General features: G+C 74.6%; 18 protein-coding genes and 1 pseudogene. 8 read left to right on the forward strand and 11 right to left on the reverse strand.

Features of this window, described 5'->3' with window-relative positions:
* Positions 1–35: 35 nt before the first annotated feature.
* Positions 36–566 (reverse strand): annotated as a pseudogene (locus tag U5640_RS02375) (hypothetical protein); the annotation flags it as partial.
* A gap of 265 nt (positions 567–831) precedes the next feature.
* Between U5640_RS02375 and U5640_RS02380 the strand changes: the two are divergent.
* Both U5640_RS02380 and U5640_RS02385 read left to right on the forward strand, forming a co-directional pair.
* Positions 832–3,096 carry a helix-turn-helix domain-containing protein gene (locus tag U5640_RS02380; RefSeq protein WP_340374131.1) on the forward strand — a complete coding sequence of 755 codons (2,265 nt, stop codon included), beginning with the start codon at positions 832–834 and terminating at the stop codon, positions 3,094–3,096.
* A gap of 236 nt (positions 3,097–3,332) precedes the next feature.
* On the forward strand, positions 3,333–4,289 hold the full coding sequence (locus tag U5640_RS02385; protein WP_340374132.1) for a helix-turn-helix domain-containing protein: 957 nt from the start codon (positions 3,333–3,335) through the stop codon (positions 4,287–4,289).
* Positions 4,290–4,349: 60 nt separating this feature from the next.
* On the opposite strand, the gene U5640_RS02390 is transcribed toward U5640_RS02385, so the two are convergent.
* From U5640_RS02390 to U5640_RS02405, 4 genes are all read right to left on the reverse strand, one after another.
* Entirely contained in the window at positions 4,350–4,712 is a 363-nt protein-coding gene (locus U5640_RS02390; protein WP_340374133.1) for a hypothetical protein, read from the reverse strand.
* A 24-nt stretch (positions 4,713–4,736) separates the two neighbouring features.
* On the reverse strand, positions 4,737–5,345 hold the full coding sequence (locus tag U5640_RS02395) for a flavin reductase family protein (protein ID WP_340374134.1): 609 nt from the start codon (positions 5,343–5,345) through the stop codon (positions 4,737–4,739).
* A 66-nt stretch (positions 5,346–5,411) separates the two neighbouring features.
* On the reverse strand, positions 5,412–5,852 hold the full coding sequence (locus tag U5640_RS02400) for an Lrp/AsnC family transcriptional regulator (RefSeq protein WP_340374135.1): 441 nt from the start codon (positions 5,850–5,852) through the stop codon (positions 5,412–5,414).
* A gap of 19 nt (positions 5,853–5,871) precedes the next feature.
* A complete protein-coding gene (locus U5640_RS02405; protein ID WP_340374136.1) occupies positions 5,872–7,221 on the reverse strand; it encodes a transaminase in 1,350 nt (449 codons plus the stop codon).
* Positions 7,222–7,657: 436 nt separating this feature from the next.
* Here U5640_RS02405 and U5640_RS02410 point away from each other — a divergent pair, with 436 nt between their 5' ends.
* Complete coding sequence (locus U5640_RS02410; RefSeq protein WP_340374137.1) at positions 7,658–10,039, forward strand: NlpC/P60 family protein; 2,382 nt, start codon at positions 7,658–7,660, stop codon at positions 10,037–10,039.
* A 166-nt stretch (positions 10,040–10,205) separates the two neighbouring features.
* Complete coding sequence (locus U5640_RS02415; RefSeq protein WP_340374138.1) at positions 10,206–11,321, forward strand: cytochrome P450; 1,116 nt, start codon at positions 10,206–10,208, stop codon at positions 11,319–11,321.
* A gap of 16 nt (positions 11,322–11,337) precedes the next feature.
* Here the strand turns inward: U5640_RS02415 and U5640_RS02420 are convergent, their stop codons facing one another.
* Positions 11,338–11,511 (reverse strand): hypothetical protein, encoded by a 174-nt coding sequence (locus U5640_RS02420; protein ID WP_340374139.1) that lies wholly within the window; start codon positions 11,509–11,511, stop codon positions 11,338–11,340.
* Positions 11,512–11,762: 251 nt separating this feature from the next.
* On the opposite strand from U5640_RS02420, the gene U5640_RS02425 reads away from it, so the two are divergent.
* Complete coding sequence (locus U5640_RS02425) at positions 11,763–12,398, forward strand: class I SAM-dependent methyltransferase (protein WP_340374140.1); 636 nt, start codon at positions 11,763–11,765, stop codon at positions 12,396–12,398.
* Here U5640_RS02425 and U5640_RS02430 read toward each other — a convergent pair whose 3' ends face one another.
* The 5 genes from U5640_RS02430 to U5640_RS02450 form a co-directional block, all read right to left on the reverse strand.
* Positions 12,399–12,971 carry a phosphatase PAP2 family protein gene (locus U5640_RS02430; protein WP_340374141.1) on the reverse strand — a complete coding sequence of 191 codons (573 nt, stop codon included), beginning with the start codon at positions 12,969–12,971 and terminating at the stop codon, positions 12,399–12,401. It lies immediately after the preceding gene.
* Positions 12,964–14,310: a diacylglycerol kinase family protein gene (locus U5640_RS02435; protein ID WP_340384889.1), complete on the reverse strand. Its 1,347-nt coding sequence runs from the start codon at positions 14,308–14,310 to the stop codon at positions 12,964–12,966. Before U5640_RS02435 ends, U5640_RS02430 begins: the two co-directional genes overlap by 8 nt.
* A gap of 84 nt (positions 14,311–14,394) precedes the next feature.
* Positions 14,395–16,092, reverse strand: a complete 1,698-nt coding sequence (locus U5640_RS02440; protein ID WP_340374142.1) for a hypothetical protein — start codon at positions 16,090–16,092, stop codon at positions 14,395–14,397.
* 143 nt (positions 16,093–16,235) lie between these two features.
* Positions 16,236–18,302 carry a DUF1996 domain-containing protein gene (locus U5640_RS02445; RefSeq protein ID WP_340384891.1) on the reverse strand — a complete coding sequence of 689 codons (2,067 nt, stop codon included), beginning with the start codon at positions 18,300–18,302 and terminating at the stop codon, positions 16,236–16,238.
* A gap of 198 nt (positions 18,303–18,500) precedes the next feature.
* Positions 18,501–19,313, reverse strand: a complete 813-nt coding sequence (locus U5640_RS02450; protein ID WP_340384893.1) for a hypothetical protein — start codon at positions 19,311–19,313, stop codon at positions 18,501–18,503.
* Between the two features lie 286 nt (positions 19,314–19,599).
* Here U5640_RS02450 and U5640_RS02455 point away from each other — a divergent pair, with 286 nt between their 5' ends.
* The 3 genes from U5640_RS02455 to U5640_RS02465 all read left to right on the forward strand — a co-directional run bounded on the left by U5640_RS02455 (position 19,600) and on the right by U5640_RS02465 (position 26,059).
* Positions 19,600–20,262, forward strand: coding sequence for a lipoprotein (locus U5640_RS02455; protein WP_340374143.1), 663 nt, complete (start codon positions 19,600–19,602; stop codon positions 20,260–20,262).
* Between the two features lie 508 nt (positions 20,263–20,770).
* Positions 20,771–23,311 (forward strand): SpoIIE family protein phosphatase, encoded by a 2,541-nt coding sequence (locus tag U5640_RS02460; RefSeq protein ID WP_340374144.1) that lies wholly within the window; start codon positions 20,771–20,773, stop codon positions 23,309–23,311.
* Between the two features lie 51 nt (positions 23,312–23,362).
* Positions 23,363–26,059, forward strand: coding sequence for a SpoIIE family protein phosphatase (locus U5640_RS02465; RefSeq protein ID WP_340374145.1), 2,697 nt, complete (start codon positions 23,363–23,365; stop codon positions 26,057–26,059).
* Positions 26,060–26,185 lie beyond the last annotated feature (126 nt).

A 26,185-nucleotide genomic window follows, 5' to 3' on the forward strand; every position in this document is an offset into this window, starting at 1 on the left:
GCGGCCCCCTCCGTGAGGGACGGCTGCGTGCCCTCCGCCCGCGTCGGGGCGAACCAGTGCATCTCCGGCAACGGGTCGGTGACCGGCGCCTGTTCGAGATAGGCGAGGTGGCGCAGGAACCGGCTGAAGACGGGGGCGGCGGCCGCCTTGCCGTCCGCCTGCTGCGGGTGGGTGCCGGTCATCGCGGCGGTGAGGGCGGCGGCGTCGGGCTCACCGCCCGTCGGCTCGACCCGCAGATAGCGGGCGACGCGCGGGCCGCCGTACTGGAGGACCGCCTCGGTGACCAGGGCACGGATGTGGTTGCAGAACGAGCCGCGCGCACCGCCGCAGGGCCGGTTGTTGTTGGTGCTGCAGGCGAAGGCGTAGGTCCCGGCCTCGATCGACGAGACGTAGACGCGCTCGATGTCCGAGCCGCTGGAGACGACCCCTTGCAGGCGCCCCTCGGCGAGTTCGACGAAGGGGACCTTGGCGAGCTTGCGCGGACGGGCGGGGGGCACCACCCGGGCCGTACTCGCCCTTTCCCAGTTCTCCCGGTCCGACAACGCACCATCTCCTTTGCGGCACACGGCTGCACACGCCGGGCGGCGCAGCACAGGGGGATTCGCCGCACCCGAGCGGCGCGACACCAATGAACTTATCGGCGACCACTGACAACGTGTCCGACCTGCGCAGACAGCACCGGATGAGGGGGGCGGGCGACCGCGCCCCCAGCGCTTGCCCGGCGCTGTCCGGATCCCGGTCGGGACCGCACAGCAAACGCCGCGCTCTCCTAGAATCCGATCGATCACGGCCGGTGGTGCGGGCAGCCCGGCGAGGGCGGGAGGGACGGGATTGAGCGGGGAGCAGGCGGCGTTCGGGCCGCTGCTGCGGGAGTTGCGGCTGGCCGCCTCGCAGACGATCGAGGGTCTGGCGGAGGCGTCGGGCGTCAGTGTGCGGGGCATCGGCGACCTGGAGCGGGGGCGGCGGGCGGCTCCGCAGCGGCGTACGGTCGCGGCGCTCGCGGACGGTCTGGGGCTGGACGAGGCGCTGCGCGAGCGGCTGCTCGCGGCCGCCCGGACGGGGCGCGCGCCGGGATACAGCCCGGTGGGCGTCCAGGCGTTCCCTCGCGGTGTCGACGACTTCGTGGGCCGCGAGGCGCAGTTGGCGCGGCTCGCGGAGCTGGCGGCCGGGCGGCGGGACGCGGTGCAGCCGGTGGTGGTGGCGGTGTCCGGGCCGCCGGGCGCGGGCAAGACGACGCTCGCGCTGCACGCCGCCCGCGCGCTCGCCGAGCGTTTCCCCGACGGGCAGTTGGTGGTCGATCTGTGCGGCACCGACGACGAGCCGCCCGGCCCCGCGGAGCTGGTGCTGCGGGTGCTCAAGGCGCTCCGCGTGGCCGACCGGGAGCTGGCCCGGGCCGGTCCGCAGGGCCATCCGGCGCTGTACCGTCGGGTGCTGGCGGACCGGCGCTGTCTGCTGGTCCTGGACGACGCGCGCGACGAGGCCCAGGTGCGGCCGCTGCTGCCGGCCGCGGGCGGGGCCATGGTGGTCGTGACGAGCCGGCGCATGCTGACCGGGCTGGACAGTGTGCACCGGCTGCCGCTCGGGGAGCTGAGCCCGGGGGAGGCCGCCGCGTTCCTCACGGCGCTGGTCGGCGCCGAGCGGGCGGCGGCCGATCCGGACGCCGTCGCCGACGTGGCCGGCCGGTGCGGGCGTCTGCCGCTGGCGCTGCGGGTGGCGGGCAACTGGCTGGCCACCCGCACCGGCTGGACGGTGCGCCGGCTCGCCGACCGGCTGGCCGCCGAGGACCGGCGCCTGGACGCGCTGTCCGCGGGGGACGTGCGGGTTGCCGCCGCCTTCGACCTGTCGTACCGTCAGCTGACCCCCGCGGCGGCCCGGTTGTTCCGGCGGCTCGCGCTGGTGCCGGGCCCGGACACGGGCGCCGCCGGGGCCGCCCGGCTGACGGGGCAGGCGCTGTTCGACGCCGAGGACACCCTGGAGGAGTTGGTCGAGACCGGGCTGCTCGGGGCGCACGGCGAGCGGTACCGGCTGCACGACCTGCTGCGGCTGTACGCGCGTGCCCGGCTGGCGGCCGAGGAGAGCGCCGCGGACGCGGTACGCGCGCGTGAGGCGCTGTACGACTGGCTGCTCGGGACCACGGTCGTGGCCGGGCGGTGGTTCGAGCCGGACCACGGTGCGCCGCCCGCCGACTTCGACGGGCCGGTCGACCTGTCGAGCGCGGCGCGGGCCCGGGACTGGTTGCAGGCCGAGGGCGCGAACTGGCTGGCGGCCCTGCGCGCGGCGGCGGCCGTCGGGGCGCACCGGACCGTGGTGGAGGTGGCGGAGTCGTTGCACTGGTTCTCCGACCAGTGGATCTTCTGGGGGCACTGGCCGGAGGTCTTCGGCGCGGCCGCCCGCAGTGCGCGCGAGCTGGGCGACCCGGTGCTGGAGGCGACCCATCTCAACTACCACGCGTGGGCACTGCTGACCTGCGAGGGACGCCCGCACGACAGCCTGGAGCGCTCCGCGCGGGCCCTCGAGGCGGCGCGGCGGGCGGGTGACGTACGGCAGGAGGCGTGGGGGCACATCTACCAGGGGCTGGCGTTCCGCCGGCTGGCGGACCACGTCCCGGCCGCCGCGCACATGCACCGCGCGGTCGCGCTGTTCGAGGCCGTGGGCGATCTGCACGGCAGCCTCCAGGCGCGGCACGGACGGGCGCTGATCCTGATGGACTCGGGGCGGCCCGAGGAGGCCCTGGTGGTGCACGAGGAGACGCTGGCGTTCCTGGAGCGGGTCCGGGACCGGCTGGCGCCGCACATCGCCGAGTTCGGCCGGGGCGGCATGCACTCGGGGATGGGGGCCAGCCTCGCCCTGCTGGAGCGCTGGGCGGAGGCCGTGGAGCACCATCGTGCCGCCACGGCGATCTGGCGGAGCAGCGGCAACACGGCCATGGAGAGCCGTCAGCTCGTCCACCTGGGACACGCGCTGGCGTCCGCGGGGCGGCAGGACGAGGCGCGGGAGGCGTACGCCCGCTGTGTGTCCCTCGGCCCGGACGCCGACCCGCAGCGCGTGACGGCGGCCCGCGACGCCCTCGCCCGCCTCGACACGACCTGGTTGTAGTGCCCCGACAGGCGAGGTCCCCGCGCCGTGGGACCATCCTCGCCGCCGCCGCTGCCCCGCGTCTTGTCCCTCGGCGCACTGGGCTGTTCCGTGCGCGCACGGCCGCGGCGGGACGTTTCTGCCTGTTTCCTGCCTGGAGGCGGTCCCGGCCGGCTGCTTGGCTGGGGGCGGCGGGAGAGCGGGCCGCCGCCGGTGCGCGCTCTCCCGGGCCCCGTACGGCAGAAAGGGAGAACCGGGTGAGCCTGGTGTGGACGACGGACGCGGTCGCCGAGGGGGAGCGGCTGACGTACTGGCGCGACGCGCTGGGCCGGGCGCTGGTGCCGATGCACGTCACCCCCCGTGGGGACGGACCGTTCTCGGGCCGGATCTCCAGCGGGCGGCTCGGCTCGCTGTGGATCTCCACCGTGGAGGCGGACGCCCAGCGCGCCAGCCGTACGCCCGCCCAGATCGCCCGCGCCGACGCGGACTGCGTGGCCGTCGGCGTCCAGACTGCGGGCACCGCGACCCTCGTCCAGGACGGCCGGCACGCGCGCGTGGGCGAGGGGGACCTCGTCGTGTACGACACGTCACGCCCGTACGCCCTGGACTATCCGGGGCGGTTCTCGACGCGGGTGCTGCACATGCCCCGGCGGGCGCTCGGTCTGCCGGAGGAGGATCTGCGGCAGGTCACCGGCACCGCGCTCGCGGCCACGGAGGGCGCCGGGGCACTGCTGGTGTCCTTCCTGACCGGACTCGCCGCGTCCCTCCCGACCTGTTCCCCGGCGGTCGCGACCCGGCTGGCGGCCAGTGTGGTGGACCTGTTCGGCACGCTGGTGGACGAGCGGACGTCCACGGACGCGACGTCGCCCGCCGACCCGCACCACCCGCTCGTGGCCCGGATCAGGGACCACATCGACCGGCATCTCGCGGACCCCGGACTGTCCCCGGCGAGCATCGCTGCGGCACACCACATCTCCGTGCGCTATCTGCACCGGCTGTTCGAGGAGGAGGGCGTCAGCGTGGCGCGGCTGGTCCGGCGGCTGCGGCTGGAGCGGTGCGCCCGGGATCTGGCGCGGCGGGACGCGGCGGCGCCCACGGTGTCGGCGGTGGCCCAGCGCTGGGGTTTCGCCGACCCGGCGCATTTCAGCCGGGTGTTCCGGGCGGCCTACGGACGGTCCCCGCGCGACTGGGTGCGCCACGGCGCGGTCGGCTGAGCCCGCGAGGCCGGGGCCGGGCGGCCTCGGTGGGGCGCGCGGGACGGGGCGCGCCGGGGGTCACCGCGCCGGACGGGCCGCCCGCCGGGCGCAGAGCACCGCCGCTGCGGTGAGGGCGACCGCGGCGGCGCCGATCGCGCGGCCGCCGCCCGCGCGGGTGCGCCAGGCGAGCACCGCGCCGGTCGACTGGGCGGACAGCACCGAGCCGGCGCTGAGCCAGGAGCCCACGGAGGCGACGGACGCGGCGGAGCCGACGGAACCCACGGACAGGAAGCCGCCGACCGAGCCGACGGACAGGGAACTGCCCACGGAGCCGATGGAGAGGAAGGAGTCGACCGAGCCGATCGACAGCGCCGAGTTCCTCGACCACAGCGAACGCCAGGAGCCGTCCGCGCCCGCCCGCTCCGTCACCGCTCTCGTCATGGTCCGATCTTAGGACGGCGGGTGTCAGGAGGGCGGCCGGTCGCGGTAGGCGATGCGGGCGAGGTCGCGGACCTCGCCGAGGGTTCCCCATTCATTGCGGCCCAGCCGGGACAGGGGCCGCAGCCGCCGGATGTCGGGGTGGCCCTCCACGATCACGTCCTCGCGCACGGCGGCGTGCACGACCTGGCCGAGGACCAGGGTGGAGGCGCCGATGCCGAGGGTGGAGTGCAGCCGGCACTCCAGCGCCACCGGGGAGGCCGCCACGCGCGGTGGCTTCACCCGCAGCGAGGCCTCCCGCTCGATGCCCACCGCCTCGAACTCTCCCTCGTCGGCCGGGAAGTCGGTGGCGGTGGCGTTGATCTGCTCGAAGAGCGGCTCGGGCGCGAAGTTGACGACGAACTCGCCGGTGGCCTCCACGTTGCGCAGGGTGTCCTTGCGGCCGACGGAGGTGAACTGGACGATCGGCGGGTCGGTGCAGGCCACGGTGAAGAAGGAGTGCGGGGCGAGGTTGGCCGTCGTGCCGTCGGCGGCCAGGGTGGACACCCAGGCGATCGGACGGGGGACGACGACGGCCGTGAGCAGCCGGTAGAAGGCTCCCGCGCCCAGGGACTCGGGATCGAGGTCAACGCGCATACCGGCCACCCTACGGCGCCGTCGTCGCCCGCGGATCCGCCGCGGACCTTCGGAGATCCTCCCAGGTCACCCCACCTCCCAGAGAAACCGGTGGGTGTGGATGGCGAAGTAGGGGAAGGACTGGACACCGCCGACGCCCTCGATGAGCCGCACGGTGTCGTTGACGAAGTCGAGCAGGTCCTTCGCGGTGGGGCTGACCACCTCGGCGAACAGGTCGAAGCCGCCCGAGGTGAGCACCGCGTACACCACCTCGGGGTGGGCGGACAGCGCGTCGGCGACCGGGCGCGGATCGCCGTCGACGGTGACGCCGAGGAGCGCCATGGCCTGGCCCCCCATGGCCATCGGGTCGGTGACGCCGACGACCTGCACGGCTCGGGAGTCCAGCAGCCGTTGCAGCCGCTGGCGGGCGGCGGAGGCGGAGAGTCCGACCCGGGGGCCGAGGTCGGCGTACGCGATGCGTCCGTCGGTCTGGAGTTCGCGCAGGATGGCCCGGTCGATCTCGTCCATGTGTCCTCTGTGTCCTCTCCTAGCCGGCCAGTTCGGCCAGGGCGGCGGCGAACAGGTCGGTGTGGGTGTCGACGTCCTGCTCGGTGGTGTCCGGGCACATCAGGGCCATGCTGTGGAAGGGGGTGAGGAGGATGCCCCGGTTGGCGAGGTAGAGGTGGAGGAAGTCCTCCAGCTCGGTGTCGCCGGCCGCCGCGGCCTCGGTGCCGGTGCGGGGCGCGGGGTCGGTGAAACGATACTCGGTACGGGCGCCGAGGCGGGTCACCGACCAGGGCAGCCCGTGGGCCTCGATGCCCGCGCGGACGCCGTCCTCGAAGCGTTCGGACAGCTTGTGCATCCGGGCGAACGCGTCGTCGGTCAGGACGTGTTCGAGGGTGGCGCGGGTCGCGGCGACGGAGAGCGCGTTGCCCGCGAGGGTGCCGCCGACCCCGCCCATGTCGACGAGGTCCAGGTCGGCGCGGCCCAGCAGCCGGTCGGCGAGGTCCGCGGAGAGGCCGTAGGCGCCGGCCGGGATACCGCCCGCGATGGCCTTCCCGATGGTCAGCACGTCGGGCTCCAGGCCCCAGGCGGCGGTGCAGCCGCCCGGGCCCGCCGAGAAGGTGTGCGTCTCGTCGTTGATCAGCAGCGTGCCGTGCCGGCGGGTCAGTTCGCGCACGCCCTCCAGGTAGCCGGGTTCGGGGAGCACGATGCCGATGTTGGTCAGCGCGGGTTCCATGAGGACGGCGGCCACGTCGCCGTGGGCGAGTTCGCGCTCCAGGTGGTCCAGGTCGTTGAACTCGGCGACCCGGCTGGTGAGGGTGACGTCGCAGGGGGCGCCGACGTTCCCGGGGCGGGGCGCGCCCTGACCGTCGGGGCCGGTCACGATCAGGGACTCGTCGACGCTGCCGTGGTAGCAGTAGCTGTTGACCAGGATCTTCGGCCGGCCGGTGACGGCCCGGGCGAGGCGGATCGCCCAGCGGTTGGCGTCGGTGGCGGTGAGCGCGAAGCTCCACCGGGTCGGACCGAAGCGGCGGGTCAGCTCGGCGCCGACCCATTCGGCGTCCTCGGTGGGCAGCATCGCGGTCGCACCGCCCAGGGTGGCGAAGCGGTGCTGCACGGCCTCGGCGACGGCGGCCGGCGAGTGGCCCGCCATGGCCCCGGTGTCGCCGAGACAGAAGTCGATGTACTCGTGCCCGTCGACGTCGCGGACACGGGCCCCCCGCGCGGACTCCAGGTAGCGGGGGAAGGCACCGGCCGTCTTGTTCATCCAGGTCATCGGCACCCGGCCGAAGAGATGGTCGGCACGGCCGTAGGCGTCCCGGGACCGGGGGTTGCGCCGCTCGGCGTCCGCGCTCTCACGGGCGAGGAGTTGACGGATTCGGGCACGTTCCATGGCACATCCCTGGTCGAATCGGACGACTGGATGTGCTGAATTTACGGCCGTCGACGCAGCCACAGCAAGAGGTGGCGCTTGATTCGAGCGTGACAACGCTCGAATCAAGCGTCGGCGACCGGATCCCAGGTCTGGCCTTCCAGGCGATCGTGAGCGATCATGAACCGTGGTGAACCGGTCATCGCGGATCGGCGCGAAGAGGCGAGAGACGAAGGTCACGAATACGTATCGGACATTTAACTCTTCAATCTTCACACCAGTCACACATGTTGGTTTAGGTTTGCGCCCAGACCGCACGAGCGACTCCGGCGAACGAACGCCGGGTCAGGCGGCCAACAGCCCGGCAGGGCATTGAGCTTGGGGCACCCCCTCCGCGGGGTCGCCCGGATCCGCGGGCCGCTACGGCCCGGCGGAGCACGGAAGGAGTACGTCTTCCATGGCGAGGGACGTCGGCGAGCCGAGCCGGGCGGAGGTCCAGCAGGCGGTCAACGCGCTGTACGACCGGGCCGAGAGCGACACCGGGAAGTACAACGTGACGCGCGCCCAGGCCGGCGGGCGCCGGTCCGGTGTCTCCCTCGCGCGCGGCGGACGCGGTTCCGACCCGTCGACCGACGCCATGACGCGGAAGTGGTTCGACGTGGCGCGCGGCAGCATCGGTCCGACCGTGGCCGCCGCTCTCCCGGCGGACCGCATGCCCGCCCGCCCCATCGGCGGCCCCGGCGGTCCCCGGGTGCCCAAGGAGCTGGAGGAGGCGTTCGAGAAGCGGGCGCCGCGCGCCCTGGAGCCGGGTTCACGGCTCGAACTCGAGGCACCGGCACGGCAGGCGCCGGAGCTCCCCGCACGGCCGGTCGCCGCACTGCCGCCCGCGCCGCGGCCGATGCCCGCCGCGCCCCGGCCGGACGCCCCCGCGGCCCTGGAGCCCGCAGTGGTGCAGCCGTCGCAGCCGTCCCAGCCGTCGCCCGCGGCGACGATGGCGATGCCGCTCGTGCCCCCGCAGATGGCGCCTCAGGCGATGGCGCCGCAACCCATGACACCGCAGCCCATGGGCCAGCAGTCCATGGGCCAGCAGTCCATGACGCCGCAGCCGATGGCTCAGCAGCCCATGGCGGCTCAGGCCACGCCTCCTCAGCCCATGGCCGCCCAGCCCATGGCGACACAGCAGATGAGACCCCCGGCCACCCCCGTGGCACGGCCCGGGGACACCGCGGCGCAGCAGGCGTACCGGGCCGAGGCCACGGCCGCGTGGGCCGGACAGAACACGTCCTCGCAGGCCGTCCTGAGCTCCGACACGGGCCCTCAGCCGGTGGTGGGCGGCACGGACCAGATGCCCGAGGCGAAGATCATGACGCCGGGGGCGGCCAGGACGTCGGCCCGCGGCTCCCGGCCCGCGCCCGGCCCCCAGAAGTCCGGATTCGGCGCCTCGAAGGCCGCGTTCAGCTTCCCGATGCCCGAAGTCGACCCCACGACCGGCACGTTCATCCTCCCCGACTTCGGCGATCCGGCCGCCGCTGCCCCGGCGGCACCCGCCCCGGCGCCGAGCGCTCCCGCGCCGCAGGCCGGCCCGGGTACCGGTTCGTTCGCCTTCCCGATGCCGGACGCGGGCAACGCCACCCCGGCCCCGGGCACCCCGATGCCCCAGGCGGGGCCCGGGACAGGCTCGTTCGCCTTCCCCCTGCCGGACGCCGCCGCCCCGGCGCCCGCACCGGCGCAGAACGGCCCCGCGAGCGGTTCGTTCAGTTTCCCCATGCCCGGCGCCGCCACCACCACGCCTGCCCCGGGCACCCCGATGCCCACCGGCGGTCTGCCGACGCCGGGGCCCGGAGCTCCCGGTGCGGTCTTCCCGCCCTCCGAATTCGGTGTCGCGCAACCGCCGTTCAGCTTCCCGTACCCCGAGCCGGTGCCCTCCGCCGGTGCGCCGGCGGCCCCGGCCGGCCCCATGACCGGCTCCTTCGCCTTCCCCATGCCCGACGCGGGGATGGGCACTCCCCCGGCCGGTACCCCGATGCCGCAGGCCGGTCCCGGGACGCCGCCGAACGGCACGCTCATGCCCGAAGGCGTCCCCGCCGCGCCCGCACCGGGGTTCCCCGCTCCCGAACTCGTGGGTGCCAGCGCCTTGACCGGTTTCCCGGCCCCCGCCGCCATGGCGGCACCTATGCCGGGGATGACCGGAGCGATGCCGGGCCCGGCGGAGCCGGCGTCCGCCCTGGCCGCCGGAATGCCCGGTACGACGGCCATGGCCCCGGCCATGGCGGCCGCACCCATGGCCCCTCCGATGCCCGCACCCGCACCCATGGCACCGCCGATGGCGCCGCAGACGGCCCCGGCCGCGGCTCCCGCCTTCGCGGCCACCGCACCCTTCCCGGCCGCCCCCATGCCCCCGGCCGCCCCCATGCCCACCCCGGCGCCCATGCCCGCCGCCCCCGCCGGCCCCACCTTCGCCGGCACCGGTACGGCCTACCTCGGGAAGGCCGACAAGGCGCTCGCCTTCGCGCGGGCCCAGATCGGGCGGCCCTGCCTGCCGGGCGCGACGGGGCCGGAGTCGTACGACTGCTCCAGCCTCACCCAGGCCGCCTGGCGGGCCGCCGGGGTGACCCTGCCGCGGGCCGCGATCGACCAGGCGAAGGACTTCACCCGGGTCGGCCTCGACGCGCTCCGCCCCGGTGACCTCGTGTTCTTCCACGACGACCTCAGCCATGTCGGTCTGTGCACGGACGGCGGCATGATGATCCACGCTCCGGGTCCCGGCGCGACCATCCGCGAGGAGCCGATCACGGCCGTCGGCGAGGGCACGGTCCGGGGTGCCGTACGGCCCGCGTGACATGAGGTGACGGACCCCGGCGCACGGCTTGGCCGGAAGAAGGCCCTCGCGGCTCCGGCCGCCGCCGTCACACTGGCATGGCCGTGTGCGGGAGGGGGGTCCGGTGGCAGACGGACCGGTGAGTGTGCGGAAGGTGGACCGGGGGCCCGGTCCGCCCGGATGTCCGGTGAGCCGGGCGGCCGACGGGGGCTGGGTCGTGCACGGGTATCCGGCCGCCCGTGAGCTGCTGCGCAGCGCGGACACCGTGCAGGCGGGCCTCGGGATCGAGACGGTGCAGAGACTGCCCCGGCGCATCCGCCGTCCCGTGCTGTACCAGGACGGGCCGGAGCACCGGGAGCAACGGCGTCGGACCGCACGGTTCTTCACGCCCCGGCGGGTGGACGAGCACTACCGCGCGCTCATGACCCGCGTCGCCGAGGAGCAGGTGGCGGCGCTCCGGGCTTCCGGCACCGCGCAGTTGTCGGACCTGAGCTTCACCATGGCGATCGAGGTGGTGCGGGAGATCATCGGGCTCACGCACAGCCGCCCGGGGCTGAAGCGGCGGCTGGAGCGGTTCTTCCCCGAGGAGTTCGGGCGGCCGGGGCTGACCAGTGTGCGCGGCCTGTACTGGACCGTGCAGGGGAACGCGAACTGGCTGGCGATCCATCTCGCCGACGTCCGCCCCGCGATCCGCGCGCACCGGCGCCGGCAGCGGGACGACCTGATCTCGCACCTGCTGGCCGAGGGCTGCTCCCAGGCCGAGATCCTCGGCGAGTGCCTGACGTACGCGGCGGCCGGCATGGTCACCACGCGGGAGTTCATCTCCGTGGCCGCCTGGCATCTGTTCGGCGACCCGGAGCTGCGGGAGCGTTATCGCGCGGCGGCCGAGGCGGAGCGGCTGGCGCTGTTGCAGGAGATCCTTCGGCTGGAGCCCGTCGTCGGGCGGCTGGCCCGCCGGACCACCGCGCCCCTGACGGTCGGCGGGACGCAGCTCGCGGCCGGCGAGCTGGTCACGGTGCACGTGGACGAGGTCAACGCCGACCCGGCGGTGGCGGGTGACGGCCCGGGGCTGCTGCGTCCCGGCCGGACGATGGGGCTCGGCGCGGGCGCGGCCGGGCTCGCCTTCGGGGACGGCGCCCACCGCTGCCCGGGCGCCTCCGTCGCCGTACTGGAGGCGGACGTCCTGCTCAGCAGGTTGTTCGCGCTCGGCGGACTGCGGATGACCGGCGTGCCGCGGGTGTCGTTCAAGGACGAGACCGGCGGCTACGAGATCAGGGATCTGGCGGTGACCGTCCCGCTGTGACCTGTGGGCGGCCGGGTCAGCGCAGTGCGGAGCCGGCGCGCCCCTGTGCCCTGCGGGCGTTGTTGTAGGCACGCAGGAGGAGCTTGGAGACCGCGCACGGCGACCGGTCGACATGGCACTGCCGGCAGGTGCGGGTGTGCTCCTCGTAGGCGGCTCGGGCCTGGTACAGAGCGTCCTCGGGAGAGGGCATGGGGGGTCCTCCGAACGGGATGACGGGTGGTCGGGGGCGGACCTACTGGCGAGTAGGTCCTACGTCGAAGGAAAGTGGATCATGTTACTCACGGTAGCGGAAAATGGGATTCCGGCCGTTTCGGGACCGGTCCGTGCTCACCTGGCGTGAACTGACCGCCCCCGTACGGCGCATGCGCCGGTCCGACCCGGCCCGAAGTGCGACGATGCCCGGGATGCGCTCACCACGGCACACGAGGCGAAGGGGCCGACTTGGCAGGCGAGGACGACGGGCGGCGCGCGGCGGCGGTGTTCGACGCGCTGGGGTCCGGGTACGAGAAGGCGTTCGCGCACTCGGAGGCGCACCACAGATCCCTGGAGTGGCTGCTCGGCCGGCTCGCACCGGGCAGCACGGTCCTGGACGTCGGCAGCGGCACGGGCCGGCCGACGGCCGCGACCCTCGTGGCGTCGGGCCACGAGGTCCTCGGCGTCGACGTGTCCCCGGTCATGGTCGCGCTCGCCGAGCGGCAGGTGCCCGGGGCGCGTTTCCGGTGCGCCGACGTTCGGGACCTGCCGCTGGAGGAGGGCTCGTTCGACGCGGTCTGCGTCTACTTCTCGCTGCTGCAGATGGACCGCGCGGACCAGTCCGGGCTGCTCGGGCGTCTGGCGCGGGCGCTGCGGCCGGGCGGGAGTCTGGTGCTGGCCACCGTGCCCCTGGACCTGGAGGGCGTGGACGCGGTGTTCATGGGGCAGCCCGTCCGGGTCACCAGCTTCGCCGGGGCGGACCTCGTCGAGGTGGTCCGGGCCGCGGGACTGACCGTGCTGGCCGAGGAGGACACGCTGTTCACCCCCGCCCATCCGGACGCCGTGCCCGAACCCCACCTCTTCCTGTACTGCGGCAGGCGGTGATCAGCGTTCCGCGCGGGCGGCGAGGGAGAGCACCAGGGCCGCCGAGCCCGTGCCGAGGAGCGCGCCGGCGATGACGTCCCCGGGGTAGTGCACGCCGGTGTGGACCCGGGAGTAGCCGACGGCGCAGGCGAGCGCGCCCAGCGGGACGGCGGCGACCGGAAGCGCCGGGCCGACCGCGGCGGCGAACGCGACGGCCGAGGCGGTGTGCCCGGAGGGGAAGGACGCCGACGCCGGCATGGGCACATGACGGCCCGGGAACGGCGAGTCCTCGGCCCGGTGCGGCCGTCGGCGCCGCACCAGTCGCTTGCCGACCAGGTTCGCGGTCGCCGAGGCCACCCCGATGGCGGCCACGCCCAGGACGGCGGCGCGGCGCGAGCGGCCGCCGCACAGGGCCAGGCCGGCGGCGACCGCGAAGGACAGCTTGGAGTGGTCGGCGGCCGCGGACAGCCGGCGCAGCGCGGTGTCCAGGGTCGGGGTCCGGGTGATGGTGACCGTCTCGTAGAGCGCCTGGTCGAGGGTGGCGAGGTCGTGGACCAGGTCCGGGGTGGTGAGCTTCGGCAGGCGGTCAGACATCGTAGGCATCCTTGGTCGTCTTGGGGTCGTGACGGCCGAGGGCGAGACGCACGATGCGCCGCCAGTCGACCGTCGGAGGCGCGTAGGCGGCGCCGGGGCGGTGCCGGGGCACCCGCACCCGGAGCACACTGGGCCGCACGGTGCACACCACCGGGGTGGGCAGTTCGAGCGCTTCGCCGTCGACGGCCACCGAGATGCGGTCCCGGTCGGCCTCGACGACCACGCGGTGGGGGGTGAGCGTGGTGATGCCGCTGGCTCGTTCGCCGAGCAGGGCGAGTTCGGCGGCCTGGGCGGCGCCCTCCACGCGGACGCCGATCACGCCGAGCAGTCCGGCGTCCAGCCGGGGGCGGCGGCCGCCGCCGAACGGGTCGGCGCGGGCGTAGGCGTTGTTGCTGACCAGGAGGGCCTGCGGGGCGTGCAGCAGGGTGTCGTCGGCGCGGACGTCGAGGGTCGGCCCGGCGCCGCCCTGGAGCAGGTCGGGCAGGTGCTCCAGGGCGGTGGCGGCCTTGGCGTCGCGGTACTCCGGATTCTGCACGATCTCGGCGTACGCCCCGAAGGAGACGGTGTTGACGAAGGGCCGACCGTCGACGTCCCCGAGGTCCACGCGGAGTTCGACACCGTGGGTGAGGGCGTCGAGGCTGAGCGCGGGGTCGGCGCGGTCCAGGCCGAGATCCATCGCGAAGTGGTTGCGGGTGCCGGCCGCGACGACCACGAACGGCACGTCGTGCTCGGCGGCCACGGCGGCGACGAGCGCCTGGGTGCCGTCGCCGCCCGCGACGCCGAGCAGGTCCGCACCCTCGGCGACGGCCTTGCGGGCCTCCTCGGCCGGGTCGGTCCAGCCCTCGCCGGTGCCCAGCAGCACCACCTTGGCGCCCAGCGCCTCGGCGCGCGCGACCAGGTCGTACTTCTCGACCTTCCCGCCGCCCGACCGCACGTTCATGATCAGGACGGGGTGGCGGGGCGGCGGGACGCGGCGGCCGTGGGTGCCCTTGGGGCGGCGCAGACTGCGCAGCGACTGACGGGCCGAGGCCAGGGCGGCTCCCCACAGGGCGACGGCGCCGACCGCGACCACCCAGAGTCCTGAGATGGCGTACAGGACCAGCACGCCCACGGGCGCGAGGACGGCGAGCACCCCGCCCAGGAACCGGGCGCCGCCGCGGTGGGCGAGCATCCACCACACGCCGGCCCCGGCCAGGGCGAGACCGGCGAGGCCGGCGAGCAGGACGACCCAGCCCCCGGACCCGGCGCCGCCCGCCACGACCGCCGCGCAGCCGAGAACGAGGACCACGGCGAGCCGGGCCCATCTGCGTGCGCGGGCGACGGCGTCCTTGGCCGTCATCCCCGCCGTCCACTTCGAAAGCGTCTCGTTCACCGTGCGCCCGCCATGCTCCGGGTCCCCTCGAGGTATCTGGACAGCAGTCGGTCAATTGTCCATGGCACAGCAGTCCGGGGTGACCGCCGGGGTGCGGGAAGGCTCCAGACGGCAGAAGCAGGACGCCCGGACGGGTACATCGGCCAGCGCGGCCGCGAGCTTCAGCTGCTGGGCGACGATCCGGGCCTCGGCGTCCTTGCCCCGGCGGACCAGGCATTCGTGGAAGCCGTGCAGGGACCAGACGTTGCCCGGGTGCTGGGAGGGCCGCGGCAGGGTGTCGTCGAGTCCGAGATCGGCACGGTAGACGGCCTCCGCCTCCGCGACCCGGCCCTGTTCCAGGAGCAGCGCGCCGTAGGCGTGCCGGGTGGGCTGCATCCACCCCCACGGCTCGTCGTACGGCAGGCCGTCGTCGAGGGCGATCGAGCGTTCGAGGGCGGCGAAGGCGAGGTCGTGACGCCCCTTGCGGTACTCCAGCTCGCCGTCCAGCATCGCGTCGGCGATCGCGAGGATGTCCGCGCAGGTGTTGTTGAACAGCATGCGGGTCTCCTGGACCCGCCCGGCCGCCGCCCGGAACAGCCCGCGTTCCGTCTCGGCCTGCGGCACCCGGCCGGTGGCGGAGAGGGCGACCCCCCGGGCGTAGTGCAGCAGCGCCGTGGTGAAGCTGTAGAGGCCGGCGTCGGCGGGGAACGGCAGGGCGAGGACGTCCTCCCAGCGGCCGAAGCGGATCAGGACGTGGAACCGCATGCCGAGGAAGGCCTCCAGCCAGTCGGCCATGGGCGGGCTCTCCACCCGCAGCAGTTCCTCCGGGACGGTGGCCTCCAGACGCTCCACGGTCTCCAGCGCCGTCCCGTACTGACCGAGGAACATCGCGCCGTAGATCTTGAAGTGGAGGTTGTGGCACCGGTACAGCGTGTAGAAGTTCATCGGGCCGGACCGGGCGAGCACCTTCGCGTCGGCGGCGATCGCGGCGCTGTTGTCGGTGACGACCCGCCGGTAGTCGCCGCAGAGCACGTCCAGGTGCGAGGGCATGTGCTGGAGGTGCCCGGCGTCCGGCACCAGTCCGCGCAGCCGGTCGGCGACCCGCAGGGCGGCCTCCGGGGTGGGCGACATCTCCATGAGGTGGACGTAGAAGTGCAGCAGCCCGGGGTGCGCGGCAGCCGCCGGATCGGCGAGCGCCCGGTCGAGCACCTCCTGGGCCTGCCGGGTGCGGGCGCCTTCGGCGGGGCGGCCGGTGCGCACGTCCCACAGCTGCCAGGGGGTCAGGTTCATCAGGGCGTCGGCGTAGAGGGCGGCCACGTCGAGATCGCCGGGGGCCAGCTCGTGGACGGCGCGCATGGCGTCGGCGTACGGCTCGTTCCACACCGCGCAGTCCGGGGCGGGCCGCTCCTGCGGATAGCGGGCGCGCAGCGCTCCGATCAGTGCCCGCTCCACGGGGGTCGCCCCGGCCGCCTTGGCGTGGGCGCGCTCCACGGCGGCGTGGGTACGGGCCACGGTCCGTTCCAGGTCCCGGCCGTCGAAGAACTCCCACGGCTTGTTGTAGTGGGGACCGAGGGCGTAGGCGATGCCCCAGTACGCCATCGCGCAGTCGGGGTCGGCCCGGGCCGCCGCCTCGAAGCAGACCACGGCCTCCTCGTGGTGGAAGGCGTACGCCCACACCAGCCCGCGGTCGAACCACAGCTGCGCCTCCGGCGAGGAGGTCGTCACGGGCCGGCCGTGGCTGCCGAGGTCGTAGTAGTCCACGGATTCCATGGTGCTCCCATCGTCGCGCGGCGGCTCGAGCGACGTATACCGCGCGGACCGGTGCCGCGGCGGTGGGTCGGAAGCGGGAGCACCCGTACGGGGTGAGGGGCCCGTCGGCGCTGCGACGGACCCCTCTGCGGTGACGCGGTGTCTCAGGCGGTGCGGCGGACGTTCCGGTAGAGCACCACGAACCCGGCGATCACCAGGAGGCCACCCGCGGCCGCGGGCCACAGGCTGCCGCCGGTCTCGGCAAGGCTGCCCGAGACGGCCTGGGGCTCGGTCACGTTGCCGGTGCCCGCGGGAGGCTGGGCGCCGCTGCCGGCGGCCGCCCCGGTGGCGCCGCCGGCCGGCGCCTGGGGGGCGCTGCCGGCGGGTGCCGCCGTACCGGTGTCGTCGTCGCCCTCGGCCGCCGGGGCCCGGGGCCGGTCCGGGGCGGTCGCGGCGGTGCCGACCTCACCGGCCGGCCGGGCGGCGGGGGCGGAGGTGGCCGCCTTGGGAGTGTCGGCGCCGGGCCTGCTGTCGCCACGGGTGTCCGTGCCGGCCGGGGCGCCTCCGGTGCCGGAGTTCCCCTTCTGGGGCTCGGTGTCGGCGGGCTCGGTCACCGGGGACTCGGGGGCCTGGGACTCGGCAGGGGCCTGGGACTCGGCGGGGGGCTGCTGCCCGTCGCCACCCGGGGTGCCGTCCGAGCCGCCCGCGGAGCCGCCGTTCCCACCGCCGTCGGAACCGTTGCCCGAACCGCCGTCGGAACCGTTGCCGGAGCCGTTGTCCCCGCCGTTGCCGGCACCGCCGTCCGAGCCGTTGCCGCCGGAGCCGTCGTCGCCCGTTCCGGCGCCGCAGTCGCGGCCCTCGTTGATGCAGTCGACCATCTGCTTCATCAGGCCCTCGTCGAAGACGTTGATGAAGTCGCCGTGGTCCGTCACCGGCTTGTGGAGCTGCTCGGGGAAGGAGTCCACGGCGAACAGGGGCGTCGTACGGCCGCCGTCGTCGAGGCTCGGCGCGTCCACGTCGTAGACGATGCGCTGCACCAGCTGCGGGATGGCCTTGAAGCCGGTCGGGCAGGTGCCGTTCGGGGCGGCGAAGGCCACGTGGGTGCGGTGGTTGGCGCTGTCGATGTTGCTGCCGTCCCAGCAGCTCTGGAAGCGGAAGGTGCGCACCACGTCGCTGCCGGACGGGCACAGCGGGTACTTGTCCTTCAGCTGCCGGTCCTCGAAGCCGGTGCAGCTCCAGGAGGCGTTGGCGTTGCCCGGGCCGTTGACGAAGGCCTTGGCGTCACCGGTGATGATGCGCAGCAGCCGGGGCATCTCGGTGACCTGGGAGACCGGGTTGCCGACGAAGGTCAGGGTCACGTCCTTGGGGGTGACGATCTCACCCGCGTTGCCCTCGATGCCGCCGCCGGGGCTCTTGGCGTCCTGCTCCTCGGTGCCGTTCTGGAGCCGCAGGACCGGCCAGTAGTACGTGGACCTGTCACCCGGGTCCACACAGCTCGTCTCGGCGTTCGCCAGGTCGTCGTCGGAGGCGAAGGCGGTGTTGGACTGGTTGCCGACGTAGTCGTGGAAGTGGTGGGCGCCGTTGCTGACGCCGGGGGCCACGATGACGTTGTCCGAGTTGAACAGGCCGTTCTCGTTCACTCCGCAGCTGGTGACGAAGGTGCCGCGGGAGGGGCCGGAGCGGGGGTCGAGCGGGAGCGAGGCCGGGACGGTCCTGATGTCGACGTAGTCCCCGGCGACGGGACCGTTGCCGGCCTGGCCGCCGTTGTCCTGCCGGCCGTTCTGACCGGACTCCTGAGCCGAGCCCTGTCCCTGGCCTGCGTTCTGCCCCTGTCCCTGCTGCTGCCCCTGCTGGTTCTGCTCCTCGGTGACGCGCAGGGAGCAGGCGGCGAGCGCGTCGAGGCCGTCCGGACGGTCGCCGTCCCGGTCGACGGCCTCCGTGATCCGGCCGATCGTCGCGGCGCGCTTCTCCTTCAGCGGGTTCATCACCGCGTTGTCGGCGAAGCCCCGGTCCTGCCGTACCGCCTGCGCCTGGTCCTGGAGTTGCTGGTAGGCGGCGGCTATCTGCTGGTCCAGGGCGGCGAGTTCGCGGTCGACCTCGGAGCGGGCGCCGTCGGGGACGGAGGTGAGGCTGTTGCCGACGTCGGGACAGTCGATGGTGACCGAGCCTCCGCCGGTCAGTTCCACCGTGTCGCCGTTGGAGGTGGCCGAGGCGTAGACGTTCACCGCCATCAGCCCGCCGCCGCCGAGGATCAGGGCGACGGCGGCGAAGGTGGCCCGCCGTCCGCCCGTCGGGCGTCTGCGTCTGTTCTGTACCAAGGAGTGCTCCTACGCGAATTCGTCGTCGGCCGCCTGGGTATGGAAATCCCCCGCCCCATACGCAGCAGGAGGCGCACGTGTTCAGCCGACGCACGAATTCATAGCAAGATCTCAGGCGGAGCGCGTGGGCGGCCCCTCGGGAACCGTGGCGGACAGCAGGGCGGGCGCCCTGAACAACCGCCGGAGGCGGGCTCGTTCGTGGTACAGGCCGAGCACGACGGCGGCTGCTACGGCGATCAGATGCTCGCGGCCTGCCAGGTTGGGCTTGGCGATCGACTCGACGACCATCGAACCGCCGGTGAGGAAGAACACCACGGGGGCGCGGCGCACCACCGACAGGTAGGTGAACAGGCCCACGACGGCGGCGGAGGGGCCGGTGTCGAGCACCTGGCCCGCCTCGGGCGGCAGTCCGAGGCCCCACCAGCCGGGCCCCGTCGCGATCATCACCCGCACCGTGAGGGTGCCGGCCAGGGTGGCGGCGTAGGCGACGGCGAGGGTCCTGAGCCGGCCGAGGGCGAGTTCGGCCAGGGCGAAGGCGAGGAAGAGCTGGGTGATGCCGGCCCACACCGGCAGGTCGAGGGCGGGGACGTAGAGGGAGACGGGGGTGCGCAGGAGGGCCAGCCACAGCGGGAGGTCGCCCTGGACGCCGCCGAGGATCCGCACGACGGTGGCACCGGTCGGGTTCTGGGCGATGGCGTGGAAGAAGATCACTCCGCCGCAGGCCACGAACGCGAGGAGCAGCGCCTTGGGACCGCGTCGCCGGAGCTGGCGGAGGGGGTCGACGACGATGCCGTACAGCTCGTCGCGCAGGGTGCGCCCGACGAACGCGGCCGCACGCAGCGGGAGGCTGCGGCGCGGCTTCCGCTCGCCGTCCCCGGCTCGGCCGGTGCGGCGTCCCTCCACCTCTGGACGCAGGATCACCAAGGGGTCCCCCAAGAAACTCGTCGCACGGACGTCCGTGTCCGGGCCGGTCGGAACAGCTCCCCCAGCGGTGCGCAGCGGGATCGGCGCACGTCACCGCCAGGGGACGCCACCGGCGGGTCGGCCGGTGTCGCTCCTGTGAAGACGCAATGAGGGCCTGCCAGGATCACTCCGCCGCCGTTCGCGACTTTCCGCACACGGAGACTCACGGAACGTCATGCTTTTTCGGTGCGGGACCGCCCACCTCGCGCGTTACAGTGCACCGCGTGCATCGAGAGGAGATCGCGGAGTGCGCCACGGGGTGGGGAACGGACGGCGGGGGCTGGCCCTGGCGGTCCTGCTGACGGCACTGGTCGGCGGCTGTTCGACGGGGGACGGGGAATCCGCTCCGGCCGGGGACGGCCCGTCGTCCCGGGCCGGCGTCGAGGTCGCGCGGCGCGGGACACGTGTGGGTGCGGCGGGGTCGGCCTGCGAGCTGCCGGTCACCTTCGACGCCGCCGAGTCCTGGAAGCCCAAGGGGGTCGACGCCGAGGCGTTGCCGGCGGGCGTGAGCGAGGACCTGGCGGATCTGGCCGACGCGTTCCTGCACCAGGGCCCGGTCACCTTGGCCTGCGAGATAGACGCCAAGCCCGCGGGCGCCATCGGCTTCCTCCGGGTGTGGACCGGTGAGCCGGGGGACGCCGACGCCCGGGCCGTGCTGGAGGACTTCGTCGCCGCCGAGAAGGGTGCGGCGCGGGAGGAGTACCGCGCCTTCGAGGCGGGCGGTTCGTCCGCCGCCGAGGTCGAGTACACCGCGCCCGGCGGCGGGGAGTCCCGCACGGCCCACGCCTTCGCCGTGGTCACCCGCGACGGCCCGGTCGTCCTGCACCTCGGCGGCCTGGACGACGAGGAACACGCGGCGATGCTCCCGGCGTACGAACTGGCGAAGGCGACCCTGCGCCCCACGGCCTGACCCGCCCCGACGGCCCCCTCGGCGGCCGGGCCGAGCACCCGACACCCCTTGCATGCACCCACCCGCACCACCGCCGACTCCCCACCCCCGACGCGCCACCCCACCGACCCCACGTGGCCCCACGCAGCCGGACGCGGCACACCGCTCCCCCGCCCCCGACAGCCCGGCACCTCCCGCCGCCCGCACCACGAACGCCCGAGCGCCGGTCGGCCCGCCCCCGTCCGCCCCCGCGCCACGTCGTCACGCCCCCCACCCCCCGCCCCCGGCCGTTCCGTCCGACCGTCCCTGCCCGACCCGCCAGGCGCCGCACACCAGCCGTCCGACCCGCCCCAGCCCAACCCCCGAGCGCCGGACTCCACCCGCCCGTACCACCCCGCCCGCCCCGCCGAGCGCCGGACTCCACCCGCCCCCGGTCGCCCCGTCCGCCCCGCCCGGATGCACAGCACCGCAGGTGTGGCGCATTCTTGCTGTGTCGACCACGCGGCGGCGCACGGACGGGGTAGGGCCGATGACTGGGAGCGCCGGGGACGAGCGGAGGCAGTCCGGGCCGCCGCCCGCGCTGCTGGTCGCGGCCTCGGTCGACGCCCTGCGGGCGGCGGACGGGCGGGCCTCCGGCGTGTACCTGCGCTCGCGCACCCCCGGGATCATGCGGCTCGGGGTGATCGCGGGGCTGCCCGGCCGGCTGTTCCGGCCCTGGTGGCGGGTGCACGTGGAGCGGCCGTTCCCGGTGGTGGACGTCCAGCGGACGGGCGTACCGGTGGTGCTGGCGAACGCCACGGAGACGATGCGGCGCTATCCGCAGCTCGCGGCGGGGCTGCCGTTCCAGTTCGGCTCGCTGTACCTCCCGGTCGCGGCCCAGGGCCGGTCGTACGGGGTGCTGATCGTGCTGCGGGCGGCTGCCGCCGACGCGGCGGAGGTGCTGGCCGAACAGGAGCGCCTGACGCGGGTGGCGGACCGTCTCGCGGCGGAACTGGTGCGGCTGGAGGCCGAGGGCGCGCCTGTCACCTGGGACGACGCCCCCGTGTGCGTGCGGCCGCCGGCGGCGGGGCCCGCGCCGGGCCGGGTCGGCCGGTTCTCGTGGGACCCGGTGTCCGACACCGTCCACGCCGACGACCGGGCGCGGGCGCTGTTCGGTCTGCCGCCCGGGGGCGTCCCCGGCACGCTGGGGGAACTGGCCCGGGCCGTCGACCCGGCGGACGCCCACCGCCTGCCCGACCTGCTGCGCGAGACGGCGCGGGGCAGCCCGCCGCCGCTGCCCCTGGAGGTGCGCACCACCGAGGGCGGGCTGCGGCTGCTGGAGCTGTGGGCGGCGGCCGAGGGGCCGGCCGGCTCCGTCACCGGCGTCCTGCTCGACCCGGGGGCAGGCGCCCTCGCCGACGGTGCGGCGGACCTGCTGCCGGAGGGCGTGTTCTGCCTCGACCGGCTGGGCCTGGTCGTGTACGCCAACGCCCGCGCCGCGCACTTCCTGGGCGTGGACCGCGAGGAGATGGTCGGCCGGCCGCTGTGGGAGGCCGTGCCGTGGCTGAACCAGCCGGCCGGTGAGGAGCATCTGCGGGGCGCCCTGCTGTCGCCGGAACCGGTGCACTTCCATGTGCGGCGGCCCGCCGACGGCCCGCGGGTGTTCGAGGGCGACTGGCTGAGCATGTCCGTCTACCCCGGCCCCGACCTGCTGACCTGCACCGCCGTCCCGGCGAGCCGGGTCCCGCCCGAAGCGGCCCCCGAACCGGTGGACGCCGAGCCGCCGGCGCCCGACCCGGCCGCGCAGACCGCCCCGTCGTACCGGCCGATCGTGCTGGCGATCGCGCTCACCGAGGCGGTGACCGCCCGCCAGGTGTCGGAGGTGGTCATGCAGGAGCTGCTCCCGGCCTTCGGCGGCCGTCGGCTCGCGATCTACCTGCTCCAGGAGCGGCATCTGTATCTGGCGTGGGAGAGCGGCTTCCCCGACGGGTTCCTCTCGGCGTTCGAGGGGGTGGGCCTGGACGCCCGGCTGCCCGGCGTGGAGACGCTGACGACGGGCCGTCCGCTGTTCTTCGACTCGATGCCGCAGCTGGCGGCCGCCTACCCGGGCATCGAGCTCGACGCGAGGGAGGGCGCCCGCGCCTTCCTCCCGCTGATCGCCTCGGGCCGCCCGGTCGGCTCCTGCATCCTCGGTTTCGACGGCCCGCGCAGCTTCAGCCAGAAGGAACGCACCGTGCTGACCGCGCTCGCCGGGCTGATCGCCCACGCCATGGAGAAGGCCCAGCGCTACGACACGGAGGCGGCCCTCGCGCGCGGGCTCCAGCAGGCCCTGCTCCCCCGGCGGCTGTCGCAGCACGCGCGCGTGGAGACCGCGGGGCGCTATCTGCCGGGCACCGAGGGCATGGACGTGGGCGGCGACTGGTACGACGTGGTGGAGGCGGGCGACGGGCTCGCGCTGGTCATCGGGGACGTCCAGGGGCACGGGGTGCAGGCCGCGGCCACCATGGGGCAGCTGCGCAGCGCGGTGCGGGCGTTCGCGCTCAGCGACCATCCGCCGCAGGAGGTCCTGTCCGGCACGAACCGTCTGCTCATCGACCTCGACCCCGGCCAGTTCGCCAGTTGCTGCTACGTCCGGCTCGACCCGGCGACGGGCCGGGCGCGGGCGGCCCGGGCCGGTCATCTGCCACCGCTGCTGCGCGGGCCCGACGGCCGTACGACGGCGGTGGAATTGCCGGGCGGGGTGGTGCTCGGGGTCGACCCGCGCGCCCGGTACCCGGTGACGGAGCTGCGGCTGGAGCCGGGCGCGATCCTGGCGCTGTACACGGACGGGCTGGTGGAGCGGCCCGGGCGCGACATCGACGAGGGCATCGCGGCCCTGCGCGCGGCGCTCGACGGGGCGGGCGACGGGGCGGGCGGTTCCCTGGGGGAGGTCGCCGACCGGCTGACCGCGTCGGCCCGGCGGGCGGTGGACCGGGCGGACGACATCGCGCTGCTGCTCGCCACCCTCCCGGCCCGCCCGGATGATCACGCAGGGGAGCATGAGCACCGATCCGGTGACACTGTGTCACGTCCGGGTGGGCGTGTCCTGTGACTCTGTGTGACGCCTCTCGCCTCAGGAGGCCGGGCAGTGTAGGAATGGCACATGGCACGTGTCCTGGGGCGCCCGAGTGCCCGGCCGACCCGTCGTCCCCGGGGCCCGGGAGTTCGGCGTGCGCCGGAGTCCGCGCTGGGCGGGCGCAGTCTCGCGGCGCAGGTGTTCGTGCTGCAGGTGGCGATCGTGCTGCTGCTGGTCGTGGCGGCGGTCGTGGCGCTGCTGCTCCAGGTGCGCCACGACACCACCCAGGAGGCCCGCAACCGCTCCCTCGCCGTCGCGCAGACCTTCGCCAACTCCCCCGGCATCGTCGAGGCGTTGCGCAGCCCGGACCCCACGGCGGTGCTCCAGCCGTCGGCCGAGGCGGCCCGCAGGGCCGCCGACATGGACTTCATCGTCGTGATGAACACCGACGGCATCCGCTACACCCATCCCAAACCGGACCGCATCGGCAAGAAGTTCGTCGGGAACATCAAGCCCGCTCTGGACGGCGGCACCGTCGTCGAGGAGGTCGACGGGACCATCGGCCGGCTGGTCCAGGCCGTCGTCCCGGTGAAGGCCCCCGACGGGACGGTCGTGGGTCTGGTGTCGTCGGGCATCACCACCCGGCACGTCGGCGGCAACGCGGACCGTCAGCTGCCGCTCGTCCTCGGCAGCGCCGCCGTGGCCCTCGCCCTGGCCACCGCGAGCACCGCGCTGGTCAGCCGCCGGCTGCTGCGGCAGACCCATGGTCTCGGACCGCGCGAGATGACCCGGATGTACGAGCACCACGACGCCGTGCTGCACGCCGTGCGCGAAGGGGTGATCATCGTCGGCGGGGACGGCGAGCTGCTGCTCGCCAACGACGAGGCGCACCGGCTGCTCGACCTGCCGCCGGACGCCGAGCGCCGTCAGGTCCTGGACCTGGGCCTGGACCCCGGTACGGCGGAGCTGCTGGCCTCGGGGCGGATGGTCACCGACGAGGTGCATCTGGTCGGCGACCGGCTGCTGGCGATCAACCAGCGGCCCACCGACCTGGCGGGCGGCCCGGAGGGAAGCGTGGCCACGCTGCGGGACTCCACCGAGCTGCGGGCCCTGTCCGGCCGGGCGGAGGCGGCCCGGGAGCGCCTGGACCTGCTGTACGCGGCCGGGGTGGGCATCGGCACGAGCCTGGACGTCACCAGGACGGCGGAGGAGCTGACCGAGCTGGCGGTGCCGCGGTTCGCGGACTTCGTCACCGTCGACCTGTTCGACGCGGTGCTGGCGGGCGAGGAGCCCGAGGCGCGGGGCGCGCTGCGGCGCACGGCGGTGGGCGGTGTCCGCAAGGGTTCGCCGCTGTACGCGGTGGGCGAGCGGATCCGGTTCGTGGACTCGGCGCCGCAGGCCCGCGCGCTGGAGACGGAACGGGCCGTGCTGGAGGCGCGCCTCGCCCAGTCGCCGGGCTGGCGGGCGCAGGACCTGGAGCGGACCGAGCAGATCGTGGAGTTCGGCATCCATTCGCTGATCACCGTGCCGGTGCGGGCGGGGGCCCTGGTGCTGGGCGTGGTGAGCTTCCTGCGGTCGGAGCGGCCCGAGCCGTTCGACCCGGAGGAGGTGGCGCTGGCGGAGGAGCTGGTGGCGCGGGCGGCGGTCTCCATCGACAACGCGCGCCGCTTCACCCGTGAGCACGGGATGGCGGTCACCCTCCAGCGCAGTCTGCTGCCCCGCACGCTGCCCGAGCAGAACGCGCTGGACATCGCCTACCGCTATCTGCCGGCGCAGGCCGGTGTGGGCGGCGACTGGTTCGACGTACTGCCGTTGTCCGGGGCGCGGGTGGCGCTGGTCGTCGGGGACGTGGTGGGGCACGGGCTGCACGCGGCGGCCACGATGGGGCGGCTGCGCACGGCCGTGCACAACTTCTCCGCGCTGGATCTGCCGCCGGAGGAGCTGCTCGGGCTGCTGGACGAGCTGGTGACCCGTATCGACCAGGACGAGGCGGCGGACGGGGCGCACGGTCCGGTGTCCGGGGCGACCTGTCTGTACGCGATCTACGACCCGGTGTCGCGGCGGTGCACGGTGGCCCGGGCCGGGCATCCGCCGCCGGCCCTGGTCCATCCCGACGGCCGGGTGGAGTACCCCGAGGTGCCGACCGGGCTGCCGCTGGGGCTGGGCGGGCTGCCGTTCGAGACGGCCGAGCTGGAGCTGGCCGAGGGCAGCCGGCTGGTGCTGTACACGGACGGGCTGGTGGAGGACCGGCAGCGGGACATCGACACCGGTCTGGAACTGCTGCGGACGGCGCTGGAGCGCAGCGCCGCCGGCACGCCGGACGAAGCCTGCCGCAGTGTCCTGGAGGAGCTGCTGCCGGCCCGCCCGAACGACGACATCGCGCTGATCGTGGCGCATACCCGGGCTCTCGGCGCCGACCGGGTGGCCGAGTGGGACGTACCGGTGGATCCGGCCGCGGTGGGCGAGGTGCGCTCGGCGGTCGCGCGGCAGCTGGCCGTGTGGGACCTGGAGGAGCTGTCGTTCACGACGGAGCTGATCCTGAGCGAGCTGGTCACCAACGCGATCCGCTACGGCATCGCGCCGGTCCGGGTGCGGCTGCTGCGCGACCGGACGCTGATCTGCGAGGTGTCCGACGCGAGCAGCACCTCGCCGCATCTGCGGTACGCGGCGATGACGGACGAGGGCGGCCGCGGGCTGTTCCTGGTGGCGCAGCTCACCGACCGCTGGGGCACCCGGTACACCCCCACGGGCAAGGTCATCTGGGCGGAACAGCCGCTGCCGTGAACGGAGTGGTGCGCGCGCACCGACTCATAAACGACGTTGATGAGTCCATAGACCGGACCCGCGTACCGACTTAGGTATGCCTCAGTTTAGGCTTCCCCCGAGTTGATCCGTCACCGCTCGAAGGGA

This window comes from Streptomyces sp. SS7 (genome assembly GCF_037993025.1).
Taxonomy (GTDB): Bacteria; Actinomycetota; Actinomycetes; order Streptomycetales; family Streptomycetaceae; genus Streptomyces.